The sequence below is a fragment of the Candidatus Arsenophonus triatominarum genome (assembly GCF_001640365.1).
Lineage (GTDB): Bacteria > Pseudomonadota > Gammaproteobacteria > Enterobacterales > Enterobacteriaceae > Arsenophonus > Arsenophonus triatominarum.
This window is the reverse complement of sequence record NZ_LWMI01000014.1, coordinates 131,699-145,607: the sequence shown is the minus strand read 5'-3', so window position 1 is coordinate 145,607 and position 13,909 is coordinate 131,699. Positions and strand designations below refer to the sequence as shown.

Genomic DNA, 13,909 nt, shown 5'->3' with positions numbered 1-13,909 from the left:
GGAGACTCTGTGGAAGTCTATACCACTGAAAACGAGCAGATAGATGCTATTAAACGCTTTTTTGTTAACAATGGCAAAGCGTTAGTAATTGGGTTAGCTGTCGGAGTTGGTGCGATTATTGGTTGGAATTATTGGCAATTACATCAGGCAGATCGTTTGCAAGAAAGTGCTCAAGCCTTTGAACAAATTTCATCTCAATTGCAGACAGGTTCAAAACAAGTGCTGGCCGCTGGTGAACAATTTGCTAATGAAACAAACAATATTTATGGTGTATTGACCAATATTGAACTTGCCAAAATTGCGGTGGAAAAGAGTGATATTGCTGGTGCAGAAAAAGCATTACTAAAGGCATTAGCAGTAGCAAAATTAGATGATCTTAAAGATTTGATCAATGTCAGGTTGGCACGCGTACAGTTAGCTTTAAACAAGACAGATCAAGCGCTGATTACTTTGACTCAAGTACAGGATAAAGGATGGAGTACGATTGTTGAAGATATTCGTGGCGATGTATTATTGAAAAAAGGTGATGTTGCTGGCGCTCGTGCAGCTTATTCTGAAGGAATTGAATCAAGTGGAGCTGAAATGATGAAGACAATATTAAAAATAAAAATTAATAGCTTGCCAAACTAAGAGGAATATTAACATGCAATTGGCTAGAACGCTCTTGGTTGGTTTGTTGGCAATGACTTTATTAATGGGATGCTCAACGGAAAAAGATTCTATCGTGATGTCTCCTTTACCTGAGGTTGACAATCAATTTACCCCTTCTATCATCTGGCATCGCTCGATAGGGGATGGTAGTGGAAAATATTATTCTCAACTTTCACCGGTTTACGATGATTCTGTTGTTTATGCAGCCGATCGTAAAGGAACGGTGAAAGCAATGGATGTTGATTCAAGTGAGATACTATGGTCTATTGATTTATCAGAACATGTTGGTTTTTTCACGGCTAATTTGCCGGCCTTACTTTCCAGCGGATTAACGGTTTCAGGAGATAAGCTTTATATAGGGACAGAAACCGGCAAAGTTATCGCATTGAATAAAACCGATGGAGAAATGGCATGGGAAACAGATGTTGCCGGAGAAGCACTTTCGCAGCCAGTAGTCAGTGACGGTTTGGTATTGATCCATACCAGTAACGGTGTGTTACAAGCGTTAGATGCACAGACTGGACAAAGTAAATGGAGTATTAATTTAGACACCTCGACATTATCAGTAAGAGGAAAGTCAGCGCCAGCTACCGCTTATGGAGTCGCGATTGTTGGTAGTGATGGTGGTCGTATTAGTGCCATAATGCTTGCTCAAGGGCAGATTGCCTGGCAACAATATATTTCTCAGATCCATGGTGCAACGGAAATTGATCGTTTGCACGATGTTAATATGACGCCGGTTATTGATACTAATTCAGGCGTTATCTTTGCTGTTGCGTATAATGGTGATTTAGTTGCAATGGATATGCGCTCTAGCCAAATTATCTGGAAGCGTGATCTAGGCACGGTGAATGATATTATTGTTACCAATGGTATTATCTACTTAGTTGATCAAAATGATCGTGTGCTGGCCATTCGCAAAAATGATGGCGTCACTTTATGGACTCAAGATGCCTTATTACATCGCAATTTAACCGCACCGGCTATTTATAATGGTTATTTAGTAGTTGGTGATGGGGAAGGTTATCTTCATTGGTTAGATATCCAAGATGGTCAATTTGTGGCACAAAATAAAGTTGATAGTTCTGGCTTACGCAGCCGTCCGATTGTTGCCAGTGATAAATTACTCATTCAGGCAAAAGATGGAACTGTATATTTGATTGAACGTTAATTGCCTGACATTTTCTTATTTTCCAGATAGAATTAACGGCTGCTGATTTCCGCAGCCGTTTTATTTTTTAGTATTCTGAAGATTGGAATCAGAATACCGATTTTAATTTTTATGAGGCATCTTAAAAATGATACCTGTCATTGCGCTAGTAGGGCGTCCAAATGTAGGAAAATCTACCTTATTTAACCGAGTAACTCGAACTAGGGATGCGCTGGTTGCTGATTTTCCTGGTTTAACCCGTGACCGAAAATACGGCACAGCAGAGTTTGCAGGACAGGAATTCATTATTATTGATACCGGTGGTATCGATGGTTCAGAAGAGGGGATAGAAACCCATATGGCTTCTCAATCCTTACTGGCGATTGAAGAAGCTGATATTGTTTTTTTTATAGTTGATGCTCGTTCAGGATTGATGCCGGCAGATTATGAGATTGCGAAACATTTGCGCAGTCGCAAGAAGGATAGTTACCTGGTAGCAAATAAAACTGATGGTTTGGATATTGATACAGTTTTAGGTGATTTTTATGCACTTGGGATCAGGGATATTTATCCCATTGCCGCATCTCATGGACGTGGTGTTACTCAACTGATTGAAAAAGTGGTTTCTCCCTATTCGCCGCAAAAATTAGCCAATGATATTGAATTATCCCCAGAGGAGGCTAATGCAGCTCATTGGCTTGCTCAGGAGGAGAAAGAGGCGCTTGACAATAATAGTGAAGAAGAAGCCTTTGATCTGCGTTCACTACCGATTAAGTTAGCGATTGTTGGTCGGCCAAATGTTGGTAAATCGACCTTAACTAACCGTATTTTGGGTGAAGATCGGGTAGTTGTTTATGATATGCCAGGTACAACGCGGGATAGCATTTATATTCCGATGGAACGGGATGGATATGAATATATACTGATTGATACAGCGGGTGTGCGTAAGCGCGGAAAAATAACTGAAACGGTCGAAAAATTTTCAGTGATCAAAACGTTGCAATCAATTGAAGATGCTAATGTTGTTTTACTGGTTATTGATGCCAGAGAAGGTATTTCTGATCAAGACTTATCATTACTAGGCTTTATTTTGAATGCAGGGCGTTCTCTGGTGATTGTAGTCAATAAGTGGGATGGCATGTCGCAAGAGGATCGTCAATCGGTTAAAGATATGTTGGATTTGCGATTAGATTTTATGGATTTCGCCAAAGTGCATTTTATTTCAGCGTTGCAAGGTAGTGGTGTTGGTAATTTATTTGAGTCTATCCATGAAGCTTATGAATCGGCAACACGGCGAGTAAGTACAGCCTTATTAACACGTATTATGAAGATGGCAGAAGAAGAACATCAGCCACCTCTGATACGAGGTCGCAGAGTGAAAATGAAATATGCTCATGCCGGCGGTTATAATCCACCGATTGTGGTCATCCATGGCAATCAAGTTGCTGAATTACCCGATTCTTACAAACGTTATTTAATGAACTATTTTCGTCGTACATTACAGGTTATGGGGACGCCGATTCGTATTCAATTTAAAGAAGGCGCTAATCCTTATGCCGGCAAGAAAAATAAATTGACACCAACGCAACTACGTAAGCGTAAACGTCTAATTGCTCATCTTAAAAAACGTTAATGACAAATTGCACACTTAAAAATAACCTGAGTTCGGGATAAGAAATAAAGTGAAAGTCTTGCTATTCAAATAGTTGAATGCGCATATTTCGTTAAAATACTCTAACAATCTGGTTAAAGAGTAGAGCATTGTTAAACAAATATGGAAAATCTTACTGAACTTTATTGCCTGATGGATGATTTTTGTAAAGACTTCGATCCAAATGCGGTAGTGTTCAAAAATTTGTGTCATATCTTAAACTCAAAAAAAAAGAGGTATGACATATGAGAAATCAATCATTTAATTTTGATGAAGCGTTGAAGCAATTACAATCAGGTAAAAATTTACTTGGTACGGATGGAATACTCACACCACTCATAAAACAGCTGACCGAAGCTGCCCTGCAGGCAGAAATAGAACACTACCTATCGACAAGGTCAATCGATACGCATAAAAATGGCTATACTCGAAAAACGGTTAAATCGACATCAGGTCAATTTGAACTGAAAACGCCCAGAGACAGGTCAGGTGCTTTTGAGCCTCAGCTCATTAAGAAAAATCAGACAAAAAGCGTGTTGCTTAATAGTGAAATAAGGGTATTTCGGTGATTGAAGTAAATTTTAGGCTGTTCTGAGATGGAATTTCCAAAGACCGGCACTAAGGAGTAGAAAGGTATCATCAATAAAGGGTCTACGATTCCGTAAAATTTGGGTCATACAACCGAGGCGCTTGATACCCGCGATGGCGTGTTCAACCGTAATACGGATGCCCGAGATTATTTTATTTTCTTGTTTTTGTTCAGGCGATAAAGGTCTTTTTCGAGTTCCTTTTTTGGGATTTGTGTATTAGGATGCTGTTTATCTATACCTTGAAAACCGGTATCGGCCCAGATGGTTACCTCAGGGGGAATATGGCGAATTATATCGACTTTATCGAGTAAGCGTTTATCGTGACGGCGCCCATTTTTGATCATGGGGATAAATCCAATTTTCCTCGTTTCGTCAGTCATAATAAGCCCTTTTCGAGTGGTCTGTCTTTTCTTTCCCGAATACATTTTTTTTCGCCGACGCAGATTCTTAGGCTTTTGGACAGGTCGCTCTGTCCCATCAATAAAGACGTCTTTAACTCCAGGAAAGGCGCGAAAAAATTCCTCAGCAGAGCGAATTTGACGAGCGGGCAAAACACATTCTCGCCCCAAGGTCATCTCTAAAACCGGCAATAATATTTTTACCCAGCGACATACCCGTGTTCTATCTAAACCAAAAAGAAGTCCTTGCAAATCATAGGTCGGATAACATTTTAAATACAATAAAATAAAAAGCAGTTTATCTAATGGGGTTGGGATAAATCCTTTCTGCCCTGCACCCATCTGCCGCTCGTGATCTTTTCGATTCTTTTTCCGATAAATCAAATAACAAGCTGAAAATTCAGCGGCTAAATTTTTCAATTCTTCGACTGATAATCCAATGATTGCTTTACATAAACGATTATCTCGTAATAACCGCTCTTTGTTGATCATTTCAAACCGTTATTTTCTAAGTTAAACCTCTTTTTATTGTCTATAGCGTGACAAAAAATGCAAGTCTCTATTCAGCAACTATTTTAAAATTATCAGAGGATATTGATAACAAAATCCTATCGTTATTTGCATTAGGCATGAGTTATCGTGATATTCAAAAACATGTTGCAGAATTATATGGACTGGAAATATCAGATGGAGCTATTACGCATATTACTGACAAATTACTCCCTGAATTAAATGTAGTAGCTCAGACTTAATCTGACAGTTACCGGTTATTTATACAGTACCTGTCAGGTTAAATTTGATTTAAATTTTTCTCTCTCCAAAGTTGTTTTCCATCGTGTAAAGTTGCCATAGGAGTTTGACCGCAACACATTTTTCCTTGGTGAGTGCGTTGGTTATTATATTCCGCTAACCATTTATCTAAATCAGCTTGTAATTCATCTAAAGCTCTATAGATTTTCTTACGAAAAGCCACCTGATAGAACTCTTGTAATACAGTTTTATGAAAGCGTTCACAAATCCCATTAGTTTGAGGTGAACGAGCTTTAGTTTTTGTATGATCAATATCATTGATAGCGAGATAAAGTTGATAATCGTGATGTTCAACTTTACCACAATACTCACTGCCTCTGTCCGTCAGTATAAGTAACACTGGTAACCCATGCTGGGAATAAAAAGGGAGAACCTTATCATTTAATAAATCTGCCGCCGTTATCGCGCTTTTTGTTGTGTAAAGCTTACAATGAACGACTTTACTGTAAGTATCAATGTAAGTTTGTTGATAAACACGACCAACGCCTTTTAAATGACCAACATAAAAAGTATCTTGTGAACCCAGATAACCTGGATGCGCTGTTTCAATCTCACCACAGGCTTCATCATCTTGCTCTTTCTTTTCTAGAGCACTGATTTGTGATTCTGACAGGATAATTCCTTCTGTTGCGATTTTATCTTCAAGCGCTTTTAGGCGTTTTGTAAAATTTTCGAGATTATGGCGCAACCAAATAGAGCGAACGCCACTCCCCGAAACAAAAATGCCTTTTTTTCTTAGTTCATTACTACTGCGGTGTTGACCGTGTGCAGGGTATTCAATGGCATACTCAACTACAGCGCTTTCAATCTGTTCATCTACTCTATTTTTTTACGTTAGGCACCCGTCGATTTTGATTAATTAAAGCGTCTATCCCACCATCGTTAACAAGTTCCTGGTAGCGATAAAACGTATCTCGGGATACCCCCATAATCTTACAGGCTTTTGAGACGTTATTAAGCTCTTCAGCGAGGTTAAGTAACCCGACTTTATGTTTGATGATAGGATTATTTGTTTGATACATAGAATTACCTTTTATTTAATTATCTAATAATGTTAATTAAAACCGGTAACGCTCTTTTTTAAATCAGAATTGTCAGATTAAGTTAAGACTAACACATATAATTCTGCAACATGTTTTTGAATATCACGATAACTCATGCCTAATGCAAATAACGATAGGATTTTGTTATCAATATCCTCTGATAATCTTGTCTGATTTTTCTTAATGAGCTGAGGCTCAAAAGCACCTGACCTGTCTCTGGGCGTTTTCAGTTCAAATTGACCTGATGTCGATTTGTAGTGGTCTGTAGTGGTCAACTAAAATTGGCCACCCTACCTGACTGTTCACGGAACAGTCGCTCTGATTCGTTTGGCGTTAATCCACCGTTATACCAGTGAGGTCTTATATCGCTATAGTAGTGGGTTATGTAGCGAATAATGGCTGACTGAGCAGTACTAAAGCTTTGGTAGCCAGTCGTTGGCACCCATTCGGTCTTCAGACTACGGAAGAATCGTTCCATCGGACTATCTATCCCAACAATTCCCTCTGCGACTGATACTTTGGGTCATCTGATAACGCCACAATGCCTGCCTATACTGACGACTGGTATAATGACTTCCCTGATCACTATGGAACATCACCTGTTTGGGATGCCCACGTGGTTCCCAAGCCATTTGTAGTGCTTTGGCTGTTAATTCTGAGTCTGGTGCAAATGACATTGCCCAGCCCACCGGTTTTCGGGCAAACAAATCCAATACCACAGCCAGATAGGCCCATCGTGAGCCTGTCCAAATATAGGTTACATCGCCGCACCAAACCTGGTCAGGCTTTGTAACAGCGAACTGCCTATTGAGCAGATTTGGAATATCAATACGTTCATTTCCACCGCGGTTGTATTTATGTTTTCGCTCTTGGCAACTGACGATGATTAATTCTTTCATCAACTTACCCGCTAACCACCGCCCAAGTTTCACGTTGTGTGTATTGGTAACCATCGTGGCGATAGTCCTTGCGCCAGCAGAGCCGCCACTAACGTTCCACGCTTCGCTGACTAGGCTACGTTTTATCGTCCGCTCAATATCTGGCTCCTTAGGCCGACACCAATAGCGATAACTGCTTCGGTGAACATTAAGCCTGTTGCCAAATAGTGAACTCACGCTGCTTTAAACAAAAACGACTCACATACACCTCAAAAACACGAGAGTGGTTTATTTTTTAATCTAAAATGGATTATTTTCAATTTAAAACGTGATTATTTTATAGTCAACTTTTAATTTTTTGATAAATTCTAATTAATGCCCTTATTTAGCAACAGGCTTATTAAAAATACGACACAAAGTTTTCACCGGATAAAGCACTCTTAGCTTTTCAACTACCGAAAATTTTTCAGTGAGTCGGACATTAAGAGCGCAGTAGCCTTTTTTAAGATGTCATTCTCCATTTCCAGCCGGTGGATTTTTTTCTTCATTTCTCTGAACTCAATTTGTTCAGGTGTTAATGGCAGACCAGGCGATGTTTTCCCTTAACGTTCTAAACGAAGGGCTCTTACCCACCGGCTAATCGCTAAAATAGTTGCTGAATAGAGACTTGCATTTTTTGTCACGCTATAGACAATAAAAAGAGGTTTAACTTAGAAAATAACGGTTTGAAATGATCAACAAAGAGCGGTTGTTACGAGATAATCGTTTATGTAAAGCAATCATTGGATTATCAGTCGAAGAATTGAAAAATTTAGCCGCTGAATTTTCAGCTTGTTATTTGATTTATCGGAAAAAGAATCGAAAAGATCACGAGCGGCAGATGGGTGCAGGGCAGAAAGGATTTATAGCTAGGCGACTTAATTTTGATTACAGCATATGTATTAAAAACAGGTCATCGATAGTGCATCCTGTTTCCATCTTTTTACGTTTAGCTTGAGACCATTTATGTTCTATAGGATTTAAATCTGGTGAATACACAGGCAAATATTCTATCTGGTGTCCTGCGTTTATAATTGCCTGTTCAATATTCTTACCTTTGTGAAAGCTAGCGTTGTCCATAAAAATAACAGAATTTTCAGGAAGTTCTGGGAGCAATATTTTTGTGATCCAAACATAAAAAACATCACGATTAATATTGCAATCAAATAATCCGATAGCAAAAAGGGTTGTTCCCAATAAAGCGCCAATAACATTTGTTCTTCCCTTAGCACCCCAGTTTTTCAGGCCAAAACAACGGTGACCTTTTGGGGAATAGCCGTGAGTTCGTGGAGTGTCATGTGAAAAACCACTTTCATCAATAAAAACAACAGATTTATCTTTTTTTTCATACTGTTGTCTTTTTTGCTGATGTGCCAGCCTGTCGCTTTCGTTGGTTTTTGGATGGAATAGAGTTTTTTTTATAGGTTAATCCCAGCTTTTTAAGGGATTGCCAAATAGTCTTTTTACAAACACCGAATCGCTCTGCCCGTTCCTTTTGGTAAGCATCTGGATACTGTTCCACATCTTTTGCTAAAGCATTTTTATCGAGCTTCCTCTTACGTGGCGTTGAATTTTTTGGCTCTGGTCGTTTAAGCCAACGTACTAAAGACGCTTTTCCAATACGGAATTGTTTCGCAGTTTCTCGAATTGTTAAACCTTCGGCTTTCCTTACAGATATTACTTTACGTCGAAAATCAATTGTATAACTCATAACACACCTTGTAATCAAAATTAAGTCGCCTAGCTATATTAAGAGGATATTGCATTAAGGTACTAGGATTTATAACCAATAATGCACCATTGGTGCGACACTCAAGCATTACTTCCTCGCGCTTAAAAACGCATTTATCACCAAACTGTTTTTTACTAACCGTTATAATAGGTGGGGATGAAATTACCGGAAAAGAGACTGTTATTGTTAATAGTAATACCAACCTACTAAACTTTACCATATCAATATTCCCTTATAATTTATAATAAGGAGATACAATTACTTACAATATCATTCATATTATCAGAAATAATTTTTATAACCGTTTTTTATTTTTGGATTGTTTAAAAAAGATAAAACAAAATGCTAAATGATAGTAGAGAAAATAATTTTCCCACTTGTATTCAAAGTGGGAAGTTATAAATTAAACATGCACAGTGTTAGACATTGCTTTCAACTCTTTATCTAATAAAAATAGTGATTTATCATCTTCACCAACTAACTCAAACTTATCCAAAATTGATTTGAATAACTTCTTTTCTTCATGTTGTTCTGCAACATACCACTGCAAAAAATTAAATGTCGAGTAGTCTTGCATCTCCAATGCAAGATGTACAAGTGCATTAATTTCATGTGTAATATTTTGTTCATGTTGATAAGTTTTTTCAAAAACCTCTTTTACAGAATTAAATTCCGCAGGTGGGGCATCAATTTGACCTAATATCGGCATTTCACCAGTATCGCTAAGATAATTAAATAAACGTTGCATATGCCCCATCTCTTCCTGAGAATGCGTTTTTAAAAACACCGCAGCTCCTTCAAAACCTTTATAATTACACCATGCACTCATTTGCAGATAGAAATTTGCTGAAAAAAACTCTAAATTAAGCTGTTTATTTAATTTTTTATCCATCTCTTGCTGTAACATTGTTCACGCTTCCTATATTTTAAATAAAAGTTCAATTTTATTATCTTCAGTTATACAAATGATAAAGGTGTTGTAATTAAAATAAAACTAAAATTAACCATTATTTGATCAAAATAATGGCCTAAAATAGATCACTTTCATTACAATCACTATTAAAATATTATAGAAATAATAAATAGTTACATATTTATTCAAGACAAACTATGTCTCCTTTACTAAAATTAATCACGAGTTTCGCACCAATAAAAAAACGCTCTATTTTTAAGTTTAATTCAGCATAATATATAAATAGACAAAATCTTATAAATTAAAAGCAACTTATTGTAATTTAAACAAATTTATACGTTTTAGTAACTTGCAAATTAACCATTGCTTTTAAGCCATTTCTGGAATTTTATATGCCTGTGCGAAACTCGTGTTAATGTAGAAATCATATTTGATGGGGTCGAAAATACGAGTATGAGTTATAATCTTACCGCTGCAAGTGTGGCATTTAAAGTAAAGGTACAATATGCCGGTTATTGCCGATAGAGTTGAAGCAGAGGCAAGCAGTGCATTTTCTAAGCGGCTTAAGTTATTTCGCAAAATTTCTCATACTCTGGATCAATTACCTTACGATCCGCGAAAAGAATAATATAAAAATAACCATAAATGTTAATATGCTGACAACTTTTTGCTGTTAATTTATTAATCGCTAATCGCTTTCAATTTGATAAGTAATAGTCTCATCCTTGCAATTAACAATCACCTGATAGCCAAGATCTTTTCTCGTACCCCTAACACTCAAAGGGATTCTATAACCATGTTTGATTGCTGTAATGCTATTATTATTTATCCATGCAACTACATTCGAACCAAGTAGCTTTTTATCCTTATTCCAGTATGGCAAGCGGGTTCGAATAAAATCATTCTTCGCTTTTGCGCCAATTTGCTGCGGGTTTAAATTATCACAATTGATGAATTTAGCCGTTCTTACCTCATTAATTTCAATATCCTGAGCTGTTATTGAAAAAGATACTAACGTGGATAATATCATAGCTAGCAACATAAAAAGCATCTTCATCACTTTCATTTACTCCTATACTCCTAAACATTTTCTTATTAAAAGTAAGTATAATTAAAGGTGTAAGGCATATCCATCATATCAACAATATGCAATAACATAAAAAATGTTATTTCTCTTAATTTAAGGTCGTTATCAGTTTGCTTTTTAACAGCATGCTTTGCACGGATCTCCTTAGCGACTAAAGCAATCGCTTCTCCACTACTCATTCCATCAGCCATCAATTGATGAATACGTTCAGCAGCTTCTTGTTGCTCCTGATGATTTAACGTTAGCATATCTGAAAACATTTATTTTTCACTCATTTTTTATTTAAACATCATTATCAATCACGAGTTTCGCACAGGCATATAAAATTCCAGAAATGGCTTAAAAGCAATGGTTAATTTGCAAGTTACTAAAACGTATAAATTTGTTTAAATTACAATAAGTTGCTTTTAATTTATGAGATTTTGTCTATTTATATATTATGCTGAATTAAACTTAAAAATAGAGCGTTTTTTTATTGGTGCGAAACTCGTGTAAATATAACATTAGCATAGTTTGGCCTATGAAAAACGTTATTTTATGGTAGTATATTCGTTAATAGCCCTTATCGTTGCCTAATAAATATGCGCCTGCAAAAAATTCAATTACCTTATTCATTAGATACAGCTTTAAATTATTTTAATGCTATAGCCAACCAGCCATGGGCAATGTTATTACATTCGGGTAATGCAAGCCATCCACATAACCGTTTTGATATTGTAGTCGCTGATCCAGTAACCACATTAGAAACGAGAGACAGTATCACGCAAATTCACCGTGAAAATGAAAAAATCAGCTCAGAACTTGATCCATTTGATCTATTAAAAAGTGAAATGCAACATTTGAATCTCACTTTCACAGTAAATAGCGATCTTCCTTTCCAAGGCGGAGCTTTAGGTATATGGGGCTACGATTTAGGCCGGCGAATAGAAATTCTGCCCGAACTTGCTAAGAAAGAATTAAGCTTTCCCGATATGGCGATCGGTGTTTATCTTTGGGCATTAATTGTTGATCACCATAAAAAAATAGTAACTTTGCTCAGTTATCAAAATGTTGAACAACGCTTGTCCTGGTTAGAAAACCAAACGAAAATACCAACTGAACAGTTTCAAATGTGTGAACCATGGCAAAGTAACATGTCAAGACAGCAATATCACCATAAAATTAGCCAAATTCATCAATATTTGCGCGGTGGTGATTGTTACCAAATTAATTTAGCGCAACGTTTTAAAGCCAAATATCAGGGTAATGAATGGGAAGCGTTTCTTAAACTTAATCAAAATAATCAGGCACCCTTCTCTGCCTTCATTCGTTTAGAACAACATTGTGCGCTCAGTGTATCCCCTGAACGTTTTCTTTGGCTGAACGACAATTCAATTCAAACCCGTCCAATTAAAGGCACATTACCTAGGCTGACTGATGTCCAAGAAGATCAACAGCAGATAAAACGTTTACAATTATCAACCAAAGATCGCGCTGAAAACGTAATGATAGTTGATTTATTGCGTAATGATATTGGTAAAGTTGCAATACCAGGAACAGTGAGTGTACCAGAACTTTTTGTGGTTGAATCTTTTCCGGCTATTCATCATTTAGTTAGCACTATTGTTGCACAATTACCTTCTAGCTATCATCCCACTGATCTATTAAAAGCCTGCTTTCCAGGCGGCTCAATTACCGGCGCGCCGAAAATACGTTCAATGGAAATTATTGATGAACTTGAACCTCATCGTCGCCATAGTTACTGCGGAGCGATTGGTTATATCAGTTTCTGCGGTACGATGGATACAAACATCAGCATACGTACTTTATTAACTGAAAATCAAAACCTTTATTGTTGGGCAGGCGGTGGAATTGTGGCAGATAGTACCGCCGAAAAAGAGTATCAAGAGACTTTTGATAAACTGAGTCGAATATTACCCGTATTAGAAAATAATCAACGTTAATGAATATTTTAGATAATTTTATTAACTGATTTCAATTAATACTACCTATCGCCCCTAGTACCGCTCAACCTGTTAATACCGATAGCGCAAAAAAAAGTGCCGCCGTACTATTACCCATTATTTGCAAACCTGAACCCACTCTGCTATTTACCAAAAGAACTGATAACTTACGCCTTCATGCTAGTCAAATTTCTTTTCCTGGTGGCGCTCGCGAACCCGATGATTATAATTTAATTGAAACGGCCTTACGTGAATCTTATGAAGAAATTAATATTTTGCCAAAGCAGGTGCAGATCCTCGGAAAAATGCAGCCAATAAAAAGCCATAGTGGCTATTTAGTGACGCCTATTCTTGGATTACTATCTGCAAAGGTTTCTTATTACAAAAATCCAGCCGAAGTAGCCGCTATTTTTGAAGCCCCACTGAAACACTCCCTCACCTTAACTCATCATCATTCCATTATGATCAATAATACAGGTCATAAAAAGCGTCTGTTCTTTTATTGCTACAATCAATATTTAATTTGGGGATTAACTGCAACAATTCTCAATAAATTGGCATTACAACTTGTTTAGAATAGGCAAAAAATAAAAAATTTTTTTATTTTATTCACTGCTACTAGTAAATTTCAAAAAAAACGATAAACTGGCAATCCATTATAACACGGTAATATTACAACCATAACATTTAGTCTTAAGTGATTACTTTATCGTTTTTATTTTTCCAGGGGGTGATCAGTGTTTTCGATATGTTTAAAGGTAGGTATTGGCCCATCCAGTTCTCATACCGTTGGTCCAATGAAAGCGGGTAAAGAATTTGTCGATCAATTGGTAGAAAAAAATCTACTTTCCTCCGTCACTCGATGGTTAGGAAATTGAATCGCACTTAAGGTGAGGAGTAAAAGCCATCCATTATTGCTAAAAGGAGGGAGAATCGGTTTATTGAAACTGTTGCAGGTCGAATTTTCATCAGATAGTGTGTTTTTTCATCTAACACCCTAATTTTAGAGACATTAACCCTAGGT

The 13,909-nt window shown here is 37.1% G+C and carries 13 protein-coding genes and 8 pseudogenes; 10 read left to right on the top strand and 11 right to left on the bottom strand.

All coding sequences use genetic code 11. The features are described 5' to 3' along the window. The first annotated feature begins 9 nt into the window (after positions 1-9). The 4 genes and pseudogenes from AYJ55_RS13255 to AYJ55_RS13240 form a co-directional block, all read left to right on the top strand. Entirely contained in the window at positions 10-630 is a 621-nt protein-coding gene (locus AYJ55_RS13255) for a YfgM family protein (protein WP_063656878.1), read from the top strand. A 13-nt stretch (positions 631-643) separates the two neighbouring features. Further along, positions 644-1,822: an outer membrane protein assembly factor BamB gene (bamB, locus tag AYJ55_RS13250; protein ID WP_063656877.1), complete on the top strand. Its 1,179-nt coding sequence runs from the start codon at positions 644-646 to the stop codon at positions 1,820-1,822. A 127-nt stretch (positions 1,823-1,949) separates the two neighbouring features. Next, the gene (der, locus tag AYJ55_RS13245; protein ID WP_063656876.1) at positions 1,950-3,434 is read left to right on the top strand and encodes a ribosome biogenesis GTPase Der; all 1,485 of its coding nucleotides are present in this window, start codon (positions 1,950-1,952) and stop codon (positions 3,432-3,434) included. A 263-nt stretch (positions 3,435-3,697) separates the two neighbouring features. Further along, positions 3,698-3,979 (top strand): annotated as a pseudogene (locus AYJ55_RS13240) (transposase); the annotation flags it as partial. A 162-nt stretch (positions 3,980-4,141) separates the two neighbouring features. Here AYJ55_RS13240 and AYJ55_RS36065 read toward each other — a convergent pair. Further along, positions 4,142-4,189, bottom strand: a pseudogene (locus AYJ55_RS36065) (hypothetical protein); the annotation flags it as partial. After that, positions 4,189-4,932: a transposase family protein gene (locus AYJ55_RS13235; protein ID WP_063656874.1), complete on the bottom strand. Its 744-nt coding sequence runs from the start codon at positions 4,930-4,932 to the stop codon at positions 4,189-4,191. The gene AYJ55_RS13235 and the pseudogene AYJ55_RS36065, both read right to left, overlap by 1 nt. Before the next feature lie 86 nt (positions 4,933-5,018). Here AYJ55_RS13235 and AYJ55_RS33215 point away from each other — a divergent pair. Beyond that, positions 5,019-5,186 (top strand): annotated as a pseudogene (locus AYJ55_RS33215) (transposase); the annotation flags it as partial. A 44-nt stretch (positions 5,187-5,230) separates the two neighbouring features. Here the strand turns inward: AYJ55_RS33215 and AYJ55_RS13225 are convergent. The 3 pseudogenes from AYJ55_RS13225 to AYJ55_RS13215 all read right to left on the bottom strand — a co-directional run. Next, positions 5,231-6,272, bottom strand: a pseudogene (locus AYJ55_RS13225) (IS481 family transposase). Positions 6,273-6,367: 95 nt separating this feature from the next. After that, a pseudogene (locus AYJ55_RS13220) lies at positions 6,368-6,547 on the bottom strand (transposase); the annotation flags it as partial. Between the two features lie 17 nt (positions 6,548-6,564). After that, positions 6,565-7,381, bottom strand: a pseudogene (locus tag AYJ55_RS13215) (IS3 family transposase); the annotation flags it as partial. Positions 7,382-7,901: 520 nt separating this feature from the next. On the opposite strand from AYJ55_RS13215, the gene AYJ55_RS29040 reads away from it, so the two are divergent. Beyond that, on the top strand, positions 7,902-8,168 hold the full coding sequence (locus AYJ55_RS29040) for a hypothetical protein (RefSeq protein ID WP_162505555.1): 267 nt from the start codon (positions 7,902-7,904) through the stop codon (positions 8,166-8,168). On the opposite strand, the gene AYJ55_RS13210 is transcribed toward AYJ55_RS29040, so the two are convergent. From AYJ55_RS13210 to ftnA, 4 genes and pseudogenes are all read right to left on the bottom strand, one after another. Then, positions 8,099-8,587 carry an IS630 family transposase gene (locus AYJ55_RS13210; protein WP_063653499.1) on the bottom strand — a complete coding sequence of 163 codons (489 nt, stop codon included), beginning with the start codon at positions 8,585-8,587 and terminating at the stop codon, positions 8,099-8,101. The genes AYJ55_RS29040 and AYJ55_RS13210 overlap by 70 nt on opposite strands. Beyond that, a complete protein-coding gene (locus tag AYJ55_RS13205; RefSeq protein ID WP_063653415.1) occupies positions 8,556-8,921 on the bottom strand; it encodes an IS630 transposase-related protein in 366 nt (121 codons plus the stop codon). The genes AYJ55_RS13210 and AYJ55_RS13205 overlap by 32 nt, the downstream gene beginning before the upstream one ends. Positions 8,922-8,958: 37 nt before the next feature. Beyond that, a pseudogene (locus AYJ55_RS13200) lies at positions 8,959-9,162 on the bottom strand (DUF2511 domain-containing protein); the annotation flags it as partial. A gap of 183 nt (positions 9,163-9,345) precedes the next feature. Further along, complete coding sequence (gene ftnA / locus AYJ55_RS13195; protein WP_063656871.1) at positions 9,346-9,849, bottom strand: non-heme ferritin; 504 nt, start codon at positions 9,847-9,849, stop codon at positions 9,346-9,348. Positions 9,850-10,360: 511 nt separating this feature from the next. Here ftnA and AYJ55_RS34650 point away from each other — a divergent pair. Further along, complete coding sequence (locus AYJ55_RS34650; RefSeq protein ID WP_281181140.1) at positions 10,361-10,483, top strand: hypothetical protein; 123 nt, start codon at positions 10,361-10,363, stop codon at positions 10,481-10,483. Between the two features lie 60 nt (positions 10,484-10,543). On the opposite strand, the gene yebF is transcribed toward AYJ55_RS34650, so the two are convergent. Both yebF and AYJ55_RS29035 read right to left on the bottom strand, forming a co-directional pair. Further along, positions 10,544-10,921, bottom strand: a complete 378-nt coding sequence (gene yebF, locus AYJ55_RS13190) for a protein YebF (protein WP_063656870.1) — start codon at positions 10,919-10,921, stop codon at positions 10,544-10,546. Between the two features lie 29 nt (positions 10,922-10,950). Then, the gene (locus AYJ55_RS29035) at positions 10,951-11,202 is read right to left on the bottom strand and encodes a YoaH family protein (RefSeq protein ID WP_063656869.1); all 252 of its coding nucleotides are present in this window, start codon (positions 11,200-11,202) and stop codon (positions 10,951-10,953) included. A gap of 321 nt (positions 11,203-11,523) precedes the next feature. Here AYJ55_RS29035 and pabB point away from each other — a divergent pair, with 321 nt between their 5' ends. The 3 genes and pseudogenes from pabB to AYJ55_RS29030 all read left to right on the top strand — a co-directional run. Continuing rightward, positions 11,524-12,885 (top strand): aminodeoxychorismate synthase component 1, encoded by a 1,362-nt coding sequence (gene pabB, locus AYJ55_RS13180; protein ID WP_063656867.1) that lies wholly within the window; start codon positions 11,524-11,526, stop codon positions 12,883-12,885. Between the two features lie 38 nt (positions 12,886-12,923). Then, the gene (locus AYJ55_RS13175; protein WP_245677375.1) at positions 12,924-13,460 is read left to right on the top strand and encodes a CoA pyrophosphatase; all 537 of its coding nucleotides are present in this window, start codon (positions 12,924-12,926) and stop codon (positions 13,458-13,460) included. 155 nt (positions 13,461-13,615) lie between these two features. After that, a pseudogene (locus AYJ55_RS29030) lies at positions 13,616-13,748 on the top strand (serine dehydratase beta chain); the annotation flags it as partial. Positions 13,749-13,909: the final 161 nt, after the last annotated feature.